15 protein-coding genes are annotated in these 17,085 nt (G+C 64.3%); 4 read left to right on the plus strand and 11 right to left on the minus strand.

Going from position 1 to position 17,085, the window contains the following annotated elements:
- Nucleotides 1-47: 47 nt before the first annotated feature.
- Together tldD and ACZ6WW_RS17720 are read left to right on the plus strand one after the other, a co-directional pair.
- Nucleotides 48-1,487, plus strand: a complete 1,440-nt coding sequence (gene tldD, locus ACZ6WW_RS17715) for a metalloprotease TldD (protein WP_281849825.1) — start codon at nt 48-50, stop codon at nt 1,485-1,487.
- Between the two features lie 211 nt (nt 1,488-1,698).
- Nucleotides 1,699-3,120: a YeiH family protein gene (locus ACZ6WW_RS17720; RefSeq protein WP_465275364.1), complete on the plus strand. Its 1,422-nt coding sequence runs from the start codon at nt 1,699-1,701 to the stop codon at nt 3,118-3,120.
- A gap of 243 nt (nt 3,121-3,363) precedes the next feature.
- Here ACZ6WW_RS17720 and yjgA read toward each other — a convergent pair whose 3' ends face one another.
- Both yjgA and ACZ6WW_RS17730 read right to left on the minus strand, forming a co-directional pair.
- Nucleotides 3,364-3,927, minus strand: coding sequence for a ribosome biogenesis factor YjgA (gene yjgA, locus ACZ6WW_RS17725; RefSeq protein ID WP_281849823.1), 564 nt, complete (start codon nt 3,925-3,927; stop codon nt 3,364-3,366).
- Entirely contained in the window at nt 3,924-4,184 is a 261-nt protein-coding gene (locus ACZ6WW_RS17730) for a DUF1653 domain-containing protein (RefSeq protein WP_281849822.1), read from the minus strand. Before ACZ6WW_RS17730 ends, yjgA begins: the two co-directional genes overlap by 4 nt.
- A gap of 96 nt (nt 4,185-4,280) precedes the next feature.
- Between ACZ6WW_RS17730 and pmbA the strand changes: the two genes are divergently transcribed.
- Nucleotides 4,281-5,648, plus strand: a complete 1,368-nt coding sequence (pmbA, locus tag ACZ6WW_RS17735) for a metalloprotease PmbA (protein WP_465275365.1) — start codon at nt 4,281-4,283, stop codon at nt 5,646-5,648.
- Between the two features lie 108 nt (nt 5,649-5,756).
- Nucleotides 5,757-6,197 (plus strand): DUF4870 domain-containing protein, encoded by a 441-nt coding sequence (locus ACZ6WW_RS17740; RefSeq protein WP_465275366.1) that lies wholly within the window; start codon nt 5,757-5,759, stop codon nt 6,195-6,197.
- 44 nt (nt 6,198-6,241) lie between these two features.
- On the opposite strand, the gene ACZ6WW_RS17745 is transcribed toward ACZ6WW_RS17740, so the two are convergent.
- From ACZ6WW_RS17745 to ACZ6WW_RS17785, 9 genes are all read right to left on the minus strand, one after another.
- Nucleotides 6,242-6,901, minus strand: coding sequence for a hypothetical protein (locus tag ACZ6WW_RS17745; RefSeq protein WP_465275367.1), 660 nt, complete (start codon nt 6,899-6,901; stop codon nt 6,242-6,244).
- A 75-nt stretch (nt 6,902-6,976) separates the two neighbouring features.
- A complete protein-coding gene (locus ACZ6WW_RS17750) occupies nt 6,977-7,864 on the minus strand; it encodes a polyprenyl synthetase family protein (RefSeq protein WP_465275368.1) in 888 nt (295 codons plus the stop codon).
- On the minus strand, nt 7,848-8,105 hold the full coding sequence (locus ACZ6WW_RS17755) for an exodeoxyribonuclease VII small subunit (RefSeq protein ID WP_281849818.1): 258 nt from the start codon (nt 8,103-8,105) through the stop codon (nt 7,848-7,850). Before ACZ6WW_RS17755 ends, ACZ6WW_RS17750 begins: the two co-directional genes overlap by 17 nt.
- Before the next feature lie 59 nt (nt 8,106-8,164).
- Complete coding sequence (gene tilS, locus ACZ6WW_RS17760) at nt 8,165-9,463, minus strand: tRNA lysidine(34) synthetase TilS (RefSeq protein WP_465275369.1); 1,299 nt, start codon at nt 9,461-9,463, stop codon at nt 8,165-8,167.
- Nucleotides 9,460-10,215, minus strand: a complete 756-nt coding sequence (locus tag ACZ6WW_RS17765) for an NYN domain-containing protein (protein ID WP_465275370.1) — start codon at nt 10,213-10,215, stop codon at nt 9,460-9,462. Before ACZ6WW_RS17765 ends, tilS begins: the two co-directional genes overlap by 4 nt.
- Before the next feature lie 47 nt (nt 10,216-10,262).
- Nucleotides 10,263-10,655 carry a VOC family protein gene (locus ACZ6WW_RS17770; RefSeq protein ID WP_465275371.1) on the minus strand — a complete coding sequence of 131 codons (393 nt, stop codon included), beginning with the start codon at nt 10,653-10,655 and terminating at the stop codon, nt 10,263-10,265.
- Nucleotides 10,656-10,659: 4 nt separating this feature from the next.
- On the minus strand, nt 10,660-11,616 hold the full coding sequence (locus tag ACZ6WW_RS17775; protein ID WP_281849814.1) for an acetyl-CoA carboxylase carboxyltransferase subunit alpha: 957 nt from the start codon (nt 11,614-11,616) through the stop codon (nt 10,660-10,662).
- Between the two features lie 216 nt (nt 11,617-11,832).
- Nucleotides 11,833-15,381 (minus strand): DNA polymerase III subunit alpha, encoded by a 3,549-nt coding sequence (dnaE, locus tag ACZ6WW_RS17780; RefSeq protein ID WP_465275372.1) that lies wholly within the window; start codon nt 15,379-15,381, stop codon nt 11,833-11,835.
- Between the two features lie 113 nt (nt 15,382-15,494).
- Nucleotides 15,495-17,000, minus strand: a complete 1,506-nt coding sequence (locus tag ACZ6WW_RS17785; RefSeq protein ID WP_465275373.1) for a GGDEF domain-containing protein — start codon at nt 16,998-17,000, stop codon at nt 15,495-15,497.
- Between the last annotated feature and the right edge of the window lie 85 nt (nt 17,001-17,085).

The following is a 17,085-nucleotide window of genomic DNA, read 5'->3' on the forward strand; positions in this document are numbered from 1 at the left end:
CCGGTGCCCCATATTCCGTAAACCCTATACGAGCGACCGCGAGCCACATGGATTCTCCCATTGCCCAGGCCACAAGCCGACTGCTGACCCCGGGTGGCCTTGCCACCGGCGACCTCGAGCGCGTGTTCGCGCAGCTGATGGGGCCGTCGATCGACGCGGCGGACCTTTATTTCCAGCATTCGCGTAACGAGTCGTGGCTGCTGGAAGAGGGCATCGTCAAGGACGGCACACATTCGATCGAGCAGGGCGTTGGCGTGCGCGCCATCAGCGGTGAAAAGACCGGTTTTGCCTATTCGGACGAGATCGTGCTGCCGCAGCTCCTGGATGCCTCGCGCGCTGCGCGTGCCATCGCCCAGGACGGCAACGGCGCCGGCCGGCCGCTCGCGCTGCATGGCGCCAAGGCGCTGTATCCGGCGATCGACCCGATCGAGAGCCTGCCTAACCCGGACAAGATCGCCTTGTTGCGCGAAGTGGACGCCTATGCCCGCTCGCGCGACCCGCGCGTCAAGCAGGTTATCGTCAGCCTCGCCGCATCGATGGACACGATCCTGGTGGCCGGTTCGGATGGCACGCTGGCTGCCGATGTGCGCCCCCTGGTGCGCCTGAACGTGCAGGTGATCGCCGAACAGAACGGTCGCCGCGAACAGGGTCACTCCGGTGGCGGCGGACGCTATGGCTATCGCGAGCTGATCGAGAACGGCCGCGCCATGGCCTTTGCCGATGAGGCGGTGCGCCAGGCCCTGGTCAATCTCGACGCGGTCGATGCCCCCGCCGGCTCGATGCCGGTCGTGCTCGGTCCCGGCTGGCCGGGCGTCCTGCTGCACGAAGCGATTGGCCACGGCCTGGAAGGCGACTTCAACCGCAAGGGTAGTTCGGCCTTTGCCGGACGCATCGGCCAGCGCGTCGCCGCACCGGGCGTCACCGTGGTCGACGATGGCACCCTGCAGGGCCGCCGTGGCTCGCTCAGCATCGACGACGAAGGTACGCCGACCGAGTGCACCACGCTGATCGAGGACGGCATCCTCAAGGGCTATATGCAGGACAAGCTCAATGCGCGGCTGATGGGCATGGCGCCTACCGGCAACGGTCGTCGCGAGTCGTTCGCGCAACTGCCGATGCCGCGCATGACCAACACCTACATGCTGGCCGGCCAGCACGATCCGCAGGAAATCATCCGCTCGGTCAAGAAGGGCCTTTATGCGGTGAACTTCGGTGGCGGCCAGGTCGACATCACCAACGGCAAGTTCGTGTTCTCCGCCTCCGAGGCCTACCTGATCGAAGACGGCAAGATCACCCGCCCGGTCAAGGGCGCCACGCTGGTCGGCAGCGGTCCGGACGTGCTGACCCGCGTGTCGATGATCGGCAACGATCTGGCGCTGGACGAAGGCGTGGGCGTGTGCGGCAAGGACGGCCAGAGCGTGCCGGTCGGCGTCGGCCAGCCGACCCTTCGCGTGGACAGCATGACGGTGGGCGGCACGGCGTCCTGAACGGACGTCCAGACGTCTACCTGAAGGCCTCGTCGAGCGATCGGCGGGGCCTTTTGCTGCCTGGGATATAAAGATAGAGCACAAAGTCATTTCGCTTTGCGCAGGGCTTGGCCGAGAGTCGGATGGAGTCGGCGTGTTATCGGCGGCCCGCGTGCCGCCCGTCAGGGGGACAGATGGTTACGCCGACGCTAATCCATGCAGAGGCGTCGACATGAGCGAAGTGACTTCAACCCTGCCTGAGGCGGCGCATTCCGTGCAGGCGGACAAGGCGCGCAGTCAGCGCGGCGGTTTGTTCTCCAACGAAGACTGGTGGTCGGTTTGGCTGGGCCTGGCGCTGATCATCGTGGCCTGGGCGTTGTTCGCGTCCGGCAGCAGCATCAAGTGGCTGGCGGCCGCACCGACCAAATGGACCGAGATCGGCCAGGCGGCCAGCGATGTAGTCGCGCACCTGCCGAATTATGTTGCGCTGTTTGCGCTGTTCGCCTTGTTGTTCGGTACGGGGCTGGCCGTGCTGGGGCAACGGCTTGCGCATTTCCTGCCGTCGTTCCTGATTCTTTTTGTCACCGCGGTGGTGATCTTCGAAGTGGGCGCCTGGGCGCAAGCTTCGCATTTCAATCTGGAGCCGCCGCTGGTTGCCCTCGTATTGGGCCTGGTGGTGTCCAATACGGTGCGTCTGCCCGAATGGTTTCTGGCTGGCTTGCGCGTGGAGTTCTACATCAAGGTCGGTATCGTGCTGCTCGGTGCGACCTTGCCGCTGACGCTGTTTGTCTGGGCCGGCCCAGTGGCGGTGGGGCAGGCGACGATCGTGTCGTTGGTGACGTTCTTCGCGATCTTTCTTACCGGCAAGGCGCTGGGGCTCGATAAGCGCTTCGCCGCAGTGCTTGGCGTCGGCGGTGCCGTGTGCGGCGTGTCGGCCGCGATTGCGATTGCCGGTGCCGTGCGCGCCAAGCGCGAACAGGCATCGGTGGCGATTACGCTGGTGATTCTCTGGGCCATCGTGATGATCTTCGTGTTGCCGTTCGCCTCGCGTTCGCTGGGGTTGTCGACCGGCGTGGCGGGTGCGTGGATCGGTACTTCGGAGTTTGCCGATGCTGCGGGTATTGCCGCCGCACAAGCCTATGGCGACGTCGCCAAGCATGCCGGTGGGGCGATTGCCGGGGCGCCGGATGCTTCGGTGCAAGCGTTCACTCTGATGAAAGTCGTGGGCCGCGATATCTGGATTGGTATCTGGGCGTTCGCGCTGGCCTGGGTGGCTACGACGCGTTGGGATACTGCCGAGACCGGCGTCAAGGCGAAGGCGGATGTACGCGATATCTGGGCGCGCTTTCCAAAGTTCGTGATCGGCTTCGTGATCGCCTCTGCTTTGGTGACCTGGATTGCCAGTCACTATTCGCTCGCCGAATACCGCAAGGTCGTCACACCGGATCTGGTCGCGCCGATCACCGCATTGCGCACCTGGGCGTTTATCTTCTGCTTCCTCAGTATCGGCCTGACGACGCGGTTGCGTTCACTGAGCGCCACTGGTTGGAAACCGTTTGTCGCATTCACGGCAGGCGTCGCGATCAATATCGTGATCGGCTATGTGCTGTCCGCTCACGTATTTGCCGGGTACTGGAATGGCTTGGGGCAGTAACGAGGTTGGGGTCGTAACCGCGGCGCCAGTTCCCGTGCCGCGCTGCGCTGCTTGTCGATATCGTGAGGACGACAGGCGAGCGATCGAGCGCAGCGTGGCCGGGCTGGCGGTCATGAGTTCGGCATTTGGCGCGAGTATCGGCGAAAGCCGGCTGTGTCGACGCCATGATTGCCTGGTGTCGCCGGATGATTTTTGTGGGCAGTTCGATACGTTGTAGGAGCGACTGAAGTCGCTCCTACAAGATCAGGGAGCGACGTCGTTATCTGGTGCGTCGTCTTCGCCTTCCTGCGCCGCCAGATCCTTCAGCAACTGAAAGATTTCCCGGAACGCACGCGGCGGCTTATTGCTGTCGCGCTCGGTACGCGCCTGACGAATCAACGAACGCAGATGCTGACGATCGACATTCGGGTGCTGCGCGATCAGCTCACCCAGCGCAGTATCGCCCTCATCGTTCAACAAACGCTCGCGCGCGGCTTCAAGGCGATGCATCGCGGCGGTTTCCTGCCGCTGTCGCTCCCGGTTTTCACCCAGCGCAGCGCGTGCATCGGCGAACGCTTCGTCATCATGGCGACGCATCACCTTGGCCAGAAACGCCAGCTGGCGCTTGCGTGCGATGTGCGCGGTGATGCGGCGCGTGTTGTCGATCTCGCGCATCACGTCATCGGGCAGGTTGAGCCTGGCCAGCTTGCTGGGCGGCAGCTCCATCAGCTGATTGGCGAGCGCAAGCACGGCCAGCGCATCGCGACGCTGCTGCGTGCGGCTCGGGCCGTAATCGTGATCGGGGTCTTCAGTGTAATTGCGGTTCACGGTGTTTCCTGGACATCGTCATGTGCCGTTGCGGCCGGGGCCGCTTCGGCACGTTCGAAAGCAAAGCGCGGCAGGCTGCGGCCATCGACTTCCACCTGCTCGATGAACATAGCTGCTGGGCGCACCCACAATCCGAACTCGCCGTAGAGCGCCTGGTAAACCACCAGCTCCTCTTGGGTTTCGCTATGTCTGGCCACGCCCAGCACGCGATAGTGCTGGCCTTTGTAGTGGCGGTAGATCCCTGGATGGAGTGCCATCGAATGTGCTCTTTGCTTTGAAGCCGGCTGCCCCCATATCTGACAACCGGCGCTTAAGTTGCCTATTCTAGCCGTTTACGCTCAAGGAACCCGCACGTGACCCAGCTTGCCCATCCGCAGGACCGCAGCCCCCAGGAACTGGACCGTCTGGCCGAACTGGCCGAGGACGTGATCCGGCGGGCGCGGGCGGCCGGTGCCAGCCAGGCGGAGGTCGCTGCGAATATTGACGTGGGCCTGAGCGTGAATGTGCGCCTGGGCGAGGTGGAGACGGTCGAGCATACCCGCGACCGGGGTTTTGGCCTCACCGTGTATTTCGGCCAGCGCAAAGGGTCGGCCAGCACCGCCGACCTGAACCCGGATTCGATCCAGGCCACGCTTGACCAGGCCTGCGCGATCGCGCGCTACACCGAGGAAGATCCGGCCGCCGGGCTGGCGGACGCTTCCCGCATGGCGCATGCCTTCCCCGAGCTGGATCTGTGGCATCCCTGGGACGTGGATACGCCCGAAGCGATTGCCTTAGGCATCGAGATCGAAGCGGCCGGCCGCGCGCATGCCGGCATCACCAATTCCGACGGTGCCAGCGTGCAGATGGGCCAGAGCCTGTCCGTCTACGCCAATTCACACGGTTTTGTCGGTCGCGAGCGGGGCACGCGTCATTCCCTCTCGGTGGCCCTGATCGCCGGAACCGACGACGGCATGCAGCGCGATTACTGGTACGACACCCAGCGGTCTGCCAAGCATTTCGCGAGCGCGCAATCGCTGGGCGACATGGCCGCCGAACGCACGCTCGCTCGGCTCAACGCGCAACGTTTGTCGACGCGTCAATGCCCGGTGCTGTTTGCGCCGGAAGTGGCGCGTGGCCTGATCGGTCATTTGATCGCGGCGGTCAGTGGCGGCTCGCTGTATCGCCGGGCCAGCTTCCTGCTCGATCACGCCGGCAAACAGGTGATGCCGTCCTGGATGACGATCGTCGAGCGGCCCCATTTGCGCGGCGGCCACGGCTCGGCGGCCTTCGACGCCGAGGGCGTGACCACCGTCGATAGCAGCCTGATCGAGAACGGCGTGCTGCAGCGATATGTGCTGGGCAGCTATTCGGCGCGCAAGCTGGGCCTGAGTTCGACCGGCAATGCTGGCGGCATTCACAACCTGATCGTGCAGCCGGGTCATGCCGGCGGTGCGGGCGACGATTTTGCCGGGATGCTCAAGCGTCTGGGCACCGGCCTGCTGGTCACCGAAGTGATGGGGCAGGGCGTGTCGACCGTTACCGGCGATTATTCGCGTGGCGCGTCCGGTTTCTGGGTCGAAAACGGCCAGATCGTCTATCCGGTCGAGGAAATCACCATCGCGGCCAACCTGCGCGATATGTACGCCAATATCGTTGCGGTCGGCTCGGACGTAGATCCGCGCTCGCACCTGCTCACCGGTTCGATCCTGCTGGAGCGGATGACGATCGCCGGCGAGTAGGCCAGTGAACGGGCGGCGAGGTGCCGGAAGAGCTATTAAAAACCTGCGAGTCGCTTGCTAGCATCTGGCCTACACCGGCAAGCATGGCTGAGAAGCCAGGAGATTGGCATGAGCGTCCCACCCGAGTCCGCCGTACCGCCGCCGTCGCAAGGTCCCATCGTCGAGGACGCGGCTGTTCCCAGCAGCGAGGAAAGGCAGTGGGCCTTGTTCGCCCACCTGTCGGCACTGGCAGGCTGCATTCTTACCGGCCCGTGGTTCGGCTGGGGCTGCTTTATCGGCCCGCTGGTCATCTGGCTGATCAAGAAAGACACGATGCCCTTCGTCAACGATCAGGCCAAGGAAGCACTGAACTTCAATATCACCGTGGCGATCATCTGCGTGGTGTTGTTGATCCTGACCGTGATCACCTTCGGCATCGGCATCTTTATCGCCGGACCGGTCGGTTTCATCGTCGGCATTGCGTGGCTGGTACTGACGATCGTTGCCGCGGTAAAGGCTAACGAAGGCGTGCGGTATCGGTATCCGTTTACGCTGAGGTTTATCAAGTAACACGAAAAAGGGGACCTGAGGGTCCCCTTTTTTTTACGGGAACATCAACCCAACCCGACGTAGCTGCGCTTGAAATACACCGGCTGCTGCAGGCCGAACGGTTTCCACTGTTCGGACACGGTCAGGCGATGCTTGTCGGCCGACAGTTCCCAGGTCTGCTGCAAGGTCGAGCCGTCGGAGAACTGAAACTGCATGATCAGCTTGCCGGCCTCGTTGTGGCTGCGCACGATGGCGGCCCCATTGAGCGATTGTTGACTCTGGCCGTCCAGACGGCCGTTCAGGGTGTCGCCGCTGTTCAGTCGCACCTGCACGCTTTTGCTGTCCTGTTGGATCAGCAGCACCGAATCGGTTTTCAATGTCGGCGGCAACGGATACTCGCGCGGCTTGGCCGGCTCGTCGTCGGTCTTCTTGTCGTCCTTGTCCTTTTTATGGCCACCGCCACCACGGCGGCCGTGCAGGCCAGCGTGCTCGGTCGGCGAAGGTGTGGCGGCCGGTGCCTGCTGATCGCTGGCGTTCTGTTCGCTCTGGCTTTCGTCCTGCAGCAGCTTAGTGACGGCGGCCTCGTTGTCGCTATTGGTGTCGTCCAGGCGCCAGGCACCGCTGAAATCGGGCAGTGCGGTAGCGGTGTCGGCGTGCAGTGTGGCCAGAGGCCCCATGCCGGCCAGGAGTGCGGCGAGGGTAAAGGCGAGATAGCGCTGTTTCATCGGGGAACCCTGTTATGCGTCTGAACCGGGAACGCTCGACGTGCCGGTCGGGGCGACCGGGAGGGGCGCGTTCCGCTAATGATGGCGGGCGGCGGCGTAGCGGGCCAGCTCATCGAGCAGGACAGCGCGTTCGCCAAACGGCTTAATGGCGGCAAGGGCGGCATGAATCAACTCGTCCAGCCGATGACGCGATGCATCGAGCCCGATGATCGATGGGAAGGTGGGTTTGTCCGCCGCGGCATCTTTGCCGGCGGTCTTGCCGATCACCGCCGATTCGCCTTCCACGTCGAGAATGTCGTCGCGCACCTGAAAAGCCAGGCCGACCGCATGGGCATAGCGATCCAGCGCGTCGAGGGTGTCCTCGTCGGCGCCGGCAGCCAGCGCACCCAGCCGTACCGAGGCGCGAATCAGGGCGCCGGTCTTGCAGGCATGCATGTGTTCCAGCTCGTGCAGTTCGAGCTTGCGCCCCACCGCAGCCAGGTCCAGCGCTTGCCCGCCGGCCATGCCTTCGGCACCGCAGGCGCGGCCGAGCACGCGCAGCATCTCGATGCCGTTGGTGGCGTGAATGTCGTGCGCGAGCAATTCGAACGCCAGCGCCTGCAAGGCATCGCCGGCCAGGATCGCCATCGCTTCGCCGAACACGATGTGGCAGGTGGGACGGCCCCGTCGCATGGCATCGTCGTCCATGGCCGGCAGGTCGTCGTGCACCAGCGAATAGGCATGGATCAGCTCGACCGCGCAGGCTGGCGCATCCAGTACCGCGCCATGTTCGCCCAACGCGGCACCGGCCGCGTAGACCAGCAGGGGGCGCAGCCGCTTGCCGCCGCCAAGCACGGCGTAACGCATCGCGCGATGCAGCGGTTCGGGTGGCAGATGTTCGGCGGGCAGCGCCTGCGCCAGGGCCTCGTCGGCTCGGCGGATCAGTGCTTGCAGGGCCGGGCCAAGCTCAGAGTTCGGGTTCAAACGGTTCGGCGTGATCGGGGGCTTCGGGGTCCAGCAGCAACCGCACGCGCAGTTCGGCCTTTTCCAGGGCCTGCTGGCAATGGCGATACAAGCCGATGCCGCGCTCGAACGAGGAGAGCGATTCGTCCAGGCTCATCTCGCCGCCTTCCATTCGCGCGACCAGTTGTTCGAGCTCGTCCAGCGAGTGCTCGAAATCGGCAGGCGTGTTGGTTTCGGGGGCGGCGGGAGCGGGCTTGGCCATGGGCCGCAAAACTAGCGCACAGGCGCGCCGGAATCAATCGAAAAAGCGTGGTGCAGGCCTTAAACGGGCTGCCAGCAAGGTTTGCTGCCGATGGCTTCGAAGAAGGTGTTGCCCTGTGCATCGAACCAACGATCGGCCACGGCAAGCAAGGTCTCGCCGTCGTAGATCAACGGGCAGGCGGTCCGTTGCCAGGGCGGCAGATTGGCTTGCTGGAACAGATCGCGCAGCTCGCGCGTATGCGTGTCGCCGACTGGGCGCAGGCGCTCGCCACCGCGGCGCAGGCGTACCGTAAGGGGGCGCGACAGTGCCACGGGCGAAGAGAGCGTCAGCCTGCCGCCATCGGGCAGGGTGAGCGGTTCGCCGTGCCAGGGCGACTCCCATTGCGGGTCGAAAGAGGGCGGCGGCTGGCGTGCCCAAAGCCGTCCTTTCCAGACGTGCAACTCGGTGCCGCTCCAGCGGATGCAGGGTACCCGGCCTTCGCGCGCATGAATCTGCCGCTCGATCTGCACGCGCTGTGCCGTGGTGGGCGCGGTGCAGCCGCGTTCGTGCAGCCAGTGATCGAGCAGGGGTTCGCGCAATGCCGGAGCAAGCCGGCTCCATCCGTCGGCGTCGAGGCTTTGCGTCGACGGATCGAGCAGCGTGCTCAGCGCGGTTTGCCATTGCGTAGCCAGCGCATCGGCTGCGGCCCGGCTGAGGCGTGCGCTGTGCACGATGGCGTCGCCGGCGTGTGGCCAATGCGCGGCAAGCACCGGCAGCACTTCGTGACGCAGGCGGTTGCGCGAATAGCGACGGTCATCGTTGGAGGGGTCGGTGACGAAACCAAGCCCATGTGCGGCAGCGTAGTCGAGCAGCGTCTTGCGCGGCAGGTCCAGCAGCGGACGCCACAAGATACCGCGGCCGAGTTCGCGCTGCGCACGCATGCCGCCCAGTCCTTCCGGCCCGGCTCCGCGCAGCAGCTTGAGCAACACGGTTTCGATTTGATCGTCGCGATGATGGCCAAGCAGCAGGCGCTCACCGTCGCGCAGCGCCTTGGCGAGGACGGCATAACGCGCCTTGCGCGCGGCGGCCTCGATGCCGTCGCCCGATGCACGCTCGACGTGCACCTTCACAATGCGCAGCTCGACTTGCCATGCAGTGCAAATGGCTTCGCACTGCATCGCCCAGTGCGCGCTTTGGGGATGCAATGCGTGGTCGACATGCAGTGCGCGCAAGCCGCGCTTGTGCGCTTCGGGCAATTGCGCTAACGCGTGCAGCAGCGCGGTCGAATCGGGGCCGCCGCTGAATGCGACGCAGAGTTCGCCTTCAGGATGCGCTGCCAGCGCCGCGCGCAATGTGGCGGATAGATCGGTCGGGCTCACGCTTCGGGCTTGGCGGCTTTGGTCTTGTTGCGCACGTAGATGACTTTCGGACGGCCGTCGCCCGGGCTGCGGCGATCCATCTCGAACAACGTGGTCGCGGTGATCAGCTCACTGAGCTTGCCGTAGCCATAGCTGCGCGAATCGAAGTTCGGGCGCTGCTTGGTAATGATCGAGCCGACGCCACCCAGGCCTGCCCAGCCGTCATCGTCCGATGCCGCGTCGACTGCATTGCGCAACAGGTTGACCAGGTTGACGTCGCGTTTGAGGTCCGTAGCCGTGCGCGGCTTCAACGGCTGCTCTTCGTCGGGCTTGGCAATCAGGATTTCGGTGTAGATGAACTTGTCGCAGGCGGCGACGAACGGATCAGGTGTCTTGCGCTCGCCGAAGCCATAGACGATCAAGCCGGATTCGCGGATGCGCGCGGCCAGCCGGGTGAAGTCACTGTCGCTGGAGACGATGCAGAAACCGTCGAAACGGCCCGAGTAGAGCAAGTCCATCGCATCGATGATCATCGCCGAATCGGTCGCGTTCTTGCCGCTGGTGTAACCGAATTGCTGGATCGGCTGGATCGATTGCGTCAACAACTGTTCTTTCCAGCCCTTGAGATGATTGCTGGTCCAGTCGCCATACGCACGCTTTACGTGCGCGGTGCCGTACTTGGCCACCTCGGCCAGCAAGCCGTCGGCAATCGCCGGCTGCGCGTTATCCGCGTCGATCAGTACGGCGAGCTTGGTGGCGTGTTCGTTGGCCATGATCGTTCATCCGATGACATTGGCGACGATGGTAGCGCGACTTGTGATCAGCCTTTGTACAAGTCGATGGGGAAATTCAGTTCGACGACGATGTCGGCCGGGTCGCGCACAAACAGCTGCATCTGGTTCAGCGAAGCGACCGTGTCGAGCCGGTAGGGAATGCCCGCATGATCGAGACGCTGGCAGGTTCCGGCAAGATCGGTACAGCTGAAGGCGATGTGGTCGATCCATCCGGTGGTATGGGGTCCCTCGTCACCCGAATAGACACTCAGGTGCAGCACATCGGTATCGCCCGCGTAGAGCCAGTAGCCCTTGGACCGGAAAGCGGGGCGAGGGCCGTCCCGCAGACCGATGATGTCGATATAAAACTCGCGTACGCGTTCGATCAGCGCTGCAGGTGCATGCAGATTGATATGAGCGAGGCCGCGGACCCCGGTCACCGTCTTACTCGGTGTACGCGCCGTAACTGCGCAGGCGCTTGTAGCGTTGCTCGAGCAGGTCCTTCACCGGCATGGCTTCCAGCTCATCGAGCTGGTTCATCAACACGGCCTTCAGGCGTACCGCCATCGACTGCGGGTTGCGATGGGCGCCGCCGAGCGGTTCGCGTACGACCTTGTCGACCAGGCCGAGCTCGAGCAGGCGCGGGGCGGTCAGGCCCAGCGCCTCGGCGGCATCCTTGGCCTTATCGGCGCTCTTCCACAGGATGGACGCGCAGCCTTCAGGCGAGATGACCGAATAGGTCGAGTACTGCAGCATGACCGTACGGTCGCCCACGCCGATCGCCAGCGCGCCGCCCGAGCCGCCTTCACCGATGACGGTGCAGATGATCGGCACCTTCAGCTCGGACATTTCCAGCAGATTGCGTGCGATCGCCTCGCTCTGGCCGCGCTCTTCCGCACCCACGCCGGGGTAGGCGCCGGGGGTGTCGATCAGGGTCAGCAGGGGCAGGCCGAAGCGCTCGGCCATCTTCATCAGGCGCAGCGCCTTACGATAGCCCTCGGGGCGCGGCATGCCGAAATTGCGACGCACCTTGCCCTTGGTATCGCGGGCTTTCTGGTGGCCGATGATCATCACCGGACGGCCGTTGATGCGGCCCAGGCCGCCGACGATCGCCGCGTCGTCCGCATAGGCGCGGTCGCCGGCCAGTTCGTGGAATTCCTCGCAGATCACGCCGATGTAGTCGAGCGTGTAGGGACGGCCCGGGTGACGCGACAGCTGGGTGATCTGCCAGGGCGTCAGGTTGCGGAAGATATCGGCGGTCTTGGTCTTGAGCTTTTCGCGCAGCCGGCCGACCTCTTCCTCGATGTTGAACGCCTGTCCGTGACTGGCGTGACGAAGCTCTTCGATCTTCGCGTCCAGCTCGGCTATGGGTTGTTCGAAATCAAGGAAGTTAGGGTTCATTCGCAGGTGTTTGTGGCACAGAAGCGGCGCAGTATAGCTGGGTGGGGGCGGTTCGCGGGAACGGGACCGTACGGTAGGGAAAGCCGCTCGCTGCGCTCGCTGGAAAGGGTAAGGCCGGCCGCTGCGCGGCCTGTAAAGGGGGATAAGTCTGCAAATCCGCTGCCTTTGCCCTTCCTCTTTACTCTTCACCCTTTCCAGCGAGCGCAGCGAGCGGCTTTACTGATCCTGCGTCTTGACGATCCGCAGCCGGGCCGCCTCGACCCCTGGCATCCCACGCACCGCCCGCAGCAGCGCCGGGATCGCGTCCACACGCCATTCCTCACCCAGCTCCAGGTCCGCCTGGGCGTTCTGGTTGTGGTAGCCGCGCAGGAGCACGGTGGTGCGGCCGTTGCGGAAGCCGGCCAGGACGTGGCGCAGGTCCTCGACGAAGCTGGGCTGGATGCCGTTGAGCTTGAGCTGCAGCAGGCGGGCGTAGCGGCGGCAGGCGTCGCTCAGGGAGCAGGCGCTGCGGGCCCGCAACTGGAAGCCGCCGCCGGAGAAATCGTCGATGCGCAGGCCGCCTTCGACCACCAGCATCTCATCGCGGGTGAGCAGGGGGGCGACCTGTTGATATAGCTCGCCGAAAAAGCTCACTTCGATAATGCCGGTGCCGTCTTCCAGCCGCACGAAGGCATCGCTGTCGCCGCGTTTGCGCAGGCCCGTGACCATGCCGGCTACGGTCCAGGGCGTGTCCGGGCCGCGGCGGAAGCGGTTGCCGTCGTCGTTGTCGTTCTTGCGCGGCTTGGGTGGCTGGTAGCGGTCGGGAATCTCGCCCAGCGGGCAGGTCGACAACTGCGCCAGCTCGTCCCGCCAGGGGTCGGTGGGGTGGCCGGACAGGTAATGTCCCAAGGTGTCGCGCTCGCCCTGCAGCTTCTGCTCCAGCGGCCACTCGGGCACGGTGGGCAGGTCGATCTGCACGACTGGCGCCACCGACTCCATCATCGCCCCGAACATGTCGTTCTGGCCCGATTGCTTGTCGCGCAGATGCTGCTCGGCCGCCTTCATCGCATTGGGCAGCTGCGCCATCAGGCTGGCGCGGTTGGGCGCCAGCGCATCCAGCGCGCCGGAGTAGATCAGCGCTTCGAGCACGCGGCGATTGAGCTTGCTGCCATCGACACGGCGGCAGAAGTCGGCCAGGTCCTTGTAGACACCACCGCGACGGCGTTCTTCGGCGATGGCCTCGCAGGCGCCTTCGCCGACGCCCTTGATCGCGCCCAGGCCGTATTGGATGACCTTGGGCTCGACCGCAACGAACATGAACTGCGAGGCGTTCACATCCGGCGGCTGGATGGTCAGGCCGATCGCCCGCGATTCGTCGAGGAAGGTGACCGCCTTGTCGGTGTTGTCCATGTCCGACGAAATCGTCGCGGCCATGAACTCGGCGGGGTAGTGCGCTTTCAGCCAGGCGGTCTGGTAGGAGACCAGGGCGTAGGCGGCGGCGTGCGACTTGTTGAAGCCGTAGCCGGCGAATTTTTCCATCAAGTCGAAGATGGCATCGGCCTTGTCGCCGGTGAGCCCGTCCTTGGCCGCGCCCTCGCGGAACTTGGCGCGCTCCTTCGCCATTTCCTCGACTTTCTTCTTACCCATCGCGCGGCGCAGCAGGTCGGCGCCGCCGAGCGAGTAACCGCCCACGATCTGCGCCATCTGCATCACCTGCTCCTGATAGACCATGATGCCGTAGGTCTCTTTCAGGACAGGCTCGACGCGCGGGTCGGGGTATTGGACTTCCTCGCGTCCGTGCTTACGCGCCACGAAGCTTGGAATCAGGTCCATCGGGCCGGGGCGATACAGCGCGCCGAGCGCAATGAGGTCCTCGAAGCGGTCCGCCTTGGCGTCCTTGAGCATGCGCTGCATGCCGGCCGATTCGAACTGGAAGACCGCTACCGTCTGCGCTTTCTTGAATACCTGATCGTAGGTGTACGCGTCATCGAGCGGCAGCGTGGCGATGTCGAGCAGCGCTTCGCCGGTTTTCGCGCGACGCAGATTGATCGCCTTCACCGCCCAATCGATGATGGTCAGCGTACGCAGGCCCAGGAAGTCGAACTTCACCAGGCCGACCGCCTCGACGTCGTCCTTGTCGTATTGGGTCACCACGCCGCCGCCGCCCGGTTCGCAGTACAGCGGGGCGAAATCGGTCAACGGTGTCGGTGCGATCACCACGCCACCGGCGTGCTTGCCGGCATTACGCGTGAGGCTTTCGAGCTTCAGCGCCAGGTCGATCAGCGTGCGTGCTTCTTCGTCCTGCTCGTACAGCTCGCAGAATTCCTTGACGACGCGATCGGGTTCTTTCTGCGCCTTTTCGCTGCGACCGAGTGCGCACGACAGGGTCAGGTCGAGTGGACGCGCGGGAATCAGCTTGGCGATCTTGTCGACCGCGTTATAGCCCATGCCGAGCACGCGGCCGGAATCGCGCAGCACCGCCTTGGCCGCCATCGAGCCGTAGGTGATGATCTGGCTGACGTGGTCGCGGCCGTATTTGCGCGACACGTAGTCGATGACCTCGTCGCGGCGATCCATGCAGAAGTCGATATCGAAGTCGGGCATCGATACGCGTTCGGGATTTAAGAATCGCTCGAACAGCAAGGCGAACTGCAAGGGATCGAGATCGGTGATCTTCAGCACCCAGGCGACCAGCGAACCGGCACCCGAGCCGCGTCCCGGGCCTACCGGAATGCCGTGCTGCTTACCCCAGTTGATGAAGTCCGACACGATCAGGAAGTAGCCGGGGAAGCCCATCTTGATGATGACGTCCAGCTCGCGTTCCAGGCGCGCTTCGTAGTCGGCCAGGGTGCAGCCATCGGCCAGCGGCGCATGCGCCAGGCGCTCCCTCAACCCTTCGCGGGAGATCTCGCGGATGTAGCTGGACAGGTCATGGCCCGCCGGTACCGGGAAATCGGGCAGGTAATACGTGCCGAAGCTCAGTTCCAGGTTGCAACGCTTGGCCAGTTCGAGGGTGTTTTCCAGCGCCTCGGGAATATCGGCGAACAGCGTCGCCATGTCGCCTGGCGTCTTGAGGTACTGCTCCTGGCTGTAGTCGCGCGGGCGCTTCGGGTCTGCGAGCACGCGACCCTGGTGAATGCAAACGCGTGCCTCGTGCGCCTCGAAATCGTCGCGTTTGAGAAAGCGCACGTCGTTGCTGGCGATCACCGGCAGGTTCAGCTCGGCGGCGACGGCGAGTGCGGCGGCGTTCCAGTTTTCCTCGCCTTCGCGTCCGCAACGCGTCAGTTCCAGATACAGGCGGTCCGGGAACAGGCGCGTCATGGGACGCAGCTTGGCCACCGCCGCATCGACGCCCTGATTCAAGGCGATGCGACCGACTTCGCTTTCGCGCCCGAGCACGGCGATCAAGCCATGCGAGGTATCGGGAGTGAGCCAGAGGGCGTCGACCAGTGCCTTGCCGTTGTGCTGGCCGTCGCGCCAGGCGCGCGAGATCAGCCGCGACAGGTTCAGGTAGCCGTCGCGGTTCTGGCACAACACGGTCAGGCGCCAGGGGCGCGGGTCGTCCGGTGCGCTGATCCACAGGTCGCTGCCGCCGATCGGCTTGATGCCGGCGGCGCTGCATGCCTTGTAGAACTTCACCAGGGCGAACATGTTGCTGTCGTCAGTCAGCGCGACGGCCGGAATACCCTCGCGCACGCAGGCGGCGACCAATCCCTTGATGCGGATAGTCGAGTCGACCAGCGAATACTCGCTGTGCAAATGGAGGTGAGCGAAACTGACGGACATGGCGTGCGCGCGAGATAGATGCCCAGCCTAGCGGTGCGCTCGGGAGCGGGCAAGAATTGACATTGGCCGATTGTCAGGACCCGTTGTCAGGCCTCGTTGTTGGGGCCCGGGCGTCATGACGCAGGGCGTTCGCAAGGCGCTCGCGAAGGGTCGAACACGGGCGTGCCGGTTGTTTCATGCCGGTTGCGACCCAGCTCCTTGGCCCGATACATGGCCTGGTCGGCAGCTTCGAGCAACACGGTAGCGCTGCCTTCGCTGCTGCATATCAGGGTGGCAATGCCGATACTCACCGTGATGCGTCCGAGCGGGCTTTGTGGATGCGGGATGTCGATGCGTTCGATCGCCTCGATCAGTTGTTCGGCCACTTCGATCGCTTGCGCCTCGTGCGCATCCGGCAGGACGATCGCGAACTCCTCGCCGCCATAACGTGCGACCAGCCCTTGCGGTGCGGTTACGTTGGCCGCGAGCACGGTGGCGACCTTGATCAGGCATTCGTCGCCAGCCAGATGCCCCTGGCTATCGTTGAACTGCTTGAAAAAATCGATATCGACCATCAGCAAGGCGCAGGTCTTGCCTTGCCGCGCGCCGTCGCGCCAGATCGCCGGCAGGCGCGTATCGAGCAGGCTGCGGTTGGCGATGCCGGTCAACGGATCGCGGCCTACCTGTTGTTGCAGACGCTGGTTGTTCAGTTGCGCAATGCGCTGGATGTCCTGATTGCGGCTCTGGATGAACGCGACGCGCAATGCGTACAGCAACACGGATGCGACGGCGGCGATCATGCCCAGGATGTAGTTCAGTCGCGACACACTGACCGCCAGCAGCAGCACGGCCAGCGATGTCACCACCGGCGCGAACGACACGATGGTTTGCGTGATGCGACGCGACGGACGGTAATGCCGCAAGAAGCGTGGGATCGGTCGCGATACCACGGCCGCCAGGGCGACGTAGGCCAGCCCGATCATCGGCATGCTCCAGGGTGGCAGGCCGCTCAGTTCGACGCGGTTGTAGATGGCCGCCGCAATCGCGTTGATCCACAGGAAAACCGCCGAGCAGAAATAGAAAAAGCGGCCATGTACGCTGCGGATGCCCAGCATGCGCAGTAGGGTCAGGATCGACAGCGAAAAATCGATGGCATCGGCATGGTGGATGATCACGTAGATGTCGGCCGAGGTCGGCTCGCCGGCACCGCCGATAATGCGAAATACCAAAGCACACAGCAGCACGCCGACTTCTGCGGAAAGGGCGAGGTCGAGGATCAGCACCGCCTTGGGTTCGCGGCGGTCGAAGGAGCGCGCGATCATCAGCATGCAGGGGATCATGTAGAGCCCGGAAAGTACGACGCCCGTGGAGGTGAGCCAGCCGTGCGGGTCGCCGTAGATCTGGGCGATCAAATTGGTCCCCGCCCACAGCACCTGCATGCCGACTGCCAGGGCCAGCAGCAGCCATAGCCCACGGATCGGGGTGGGGTCGCGCCGGTACTGCGCGGCGATGGCCGCCAGGGCGACGCATTGGATCGCGATAAACAGACAACGCGCCAGGACTTCTTGTGCGCCCAGCCCATGCCAGGCGAATAACGCCTGGATTCCGAGCAAGGCCAGCGCGATCCAGACCAGACGCACGGTTGTGGCTCTCCCCTGAAAGCAGCTCAACGAAACGCACGGCTCCGGTGCCATGCTAACCAAAGCGTGGCCCGGATGCCGCCAT

The sequence above is a fragment of the Dyella sp. NPDC103356 genome (genome assembly GCF_055584465.1).

Bases quoted from the DNA above. Each gene is read 5' to 3' on its own strand.
- tldD (WP_281849825.1), top strand. From the start codon at position 48: ATGGATTCTCCCATTGCCCAGGCCACAAGCCGACTGCTGACCCCGGGT.
- ACZ6WW_RS17720 (WP_465275364.1), top strand. From the start codon at position 1,699: ATGAGCGAAGTGACTTCAACCCTGCCTGAGGCGGCGCATTCCGTGCAG.
- ACZ6WW_RS17730 (WP_281849822.1), bottom strand. From the start codon at position 4,184: ATGGCACTCCATCCAGGGATCTACCGCCACTACAAAGGCCAGCACTAT.
- ACZ6WW_RS17740 (WP_465275366.1), top strand. From the start codon at position 5,757: ATGAGCGTCCCACCCGAGTCCGCCGTACCGCCGCCGTCGCAAGGTCCC.
- ACZ6WW_RS17745 (WP_465275367.1), bottom strand. From the start codon at position 6,901: ATGAAACAGCGCTATCTCGCCTTTACCCTCGCCGCACTCCTGGCCGGC.
- ACZ6WW_RS17755 (WP_281849818.1), bottom strand. From the start codon at position 8,105: ATGGCCAAGCCCGCTCCCGCCGCCCCCGAAACCAACACGCCTGCCGAT.
- ACZ6WW_RS17765 (WP_465275370.1), bottom strand. From the start codon at position 10,215: ATGGCCAACGAACACGCCACCAAGCTCGCCGTACTGATCGACGCGGAT.
- ACZ6WW_RS17775 (WP_281849814.1), bottom strand. From the start codon at position 11,616: ATGAACCCTAACTTCCTTGATTTCGAACAACCCATAGCCGAGCTGGAC.
- dnaE (WP_465275372.1), bottom strand. From the start codon at position 15,381: ATGTCCGTCAGTTTCGCTCACCTCCATTTGCACAGCGAGTATTCGCTG.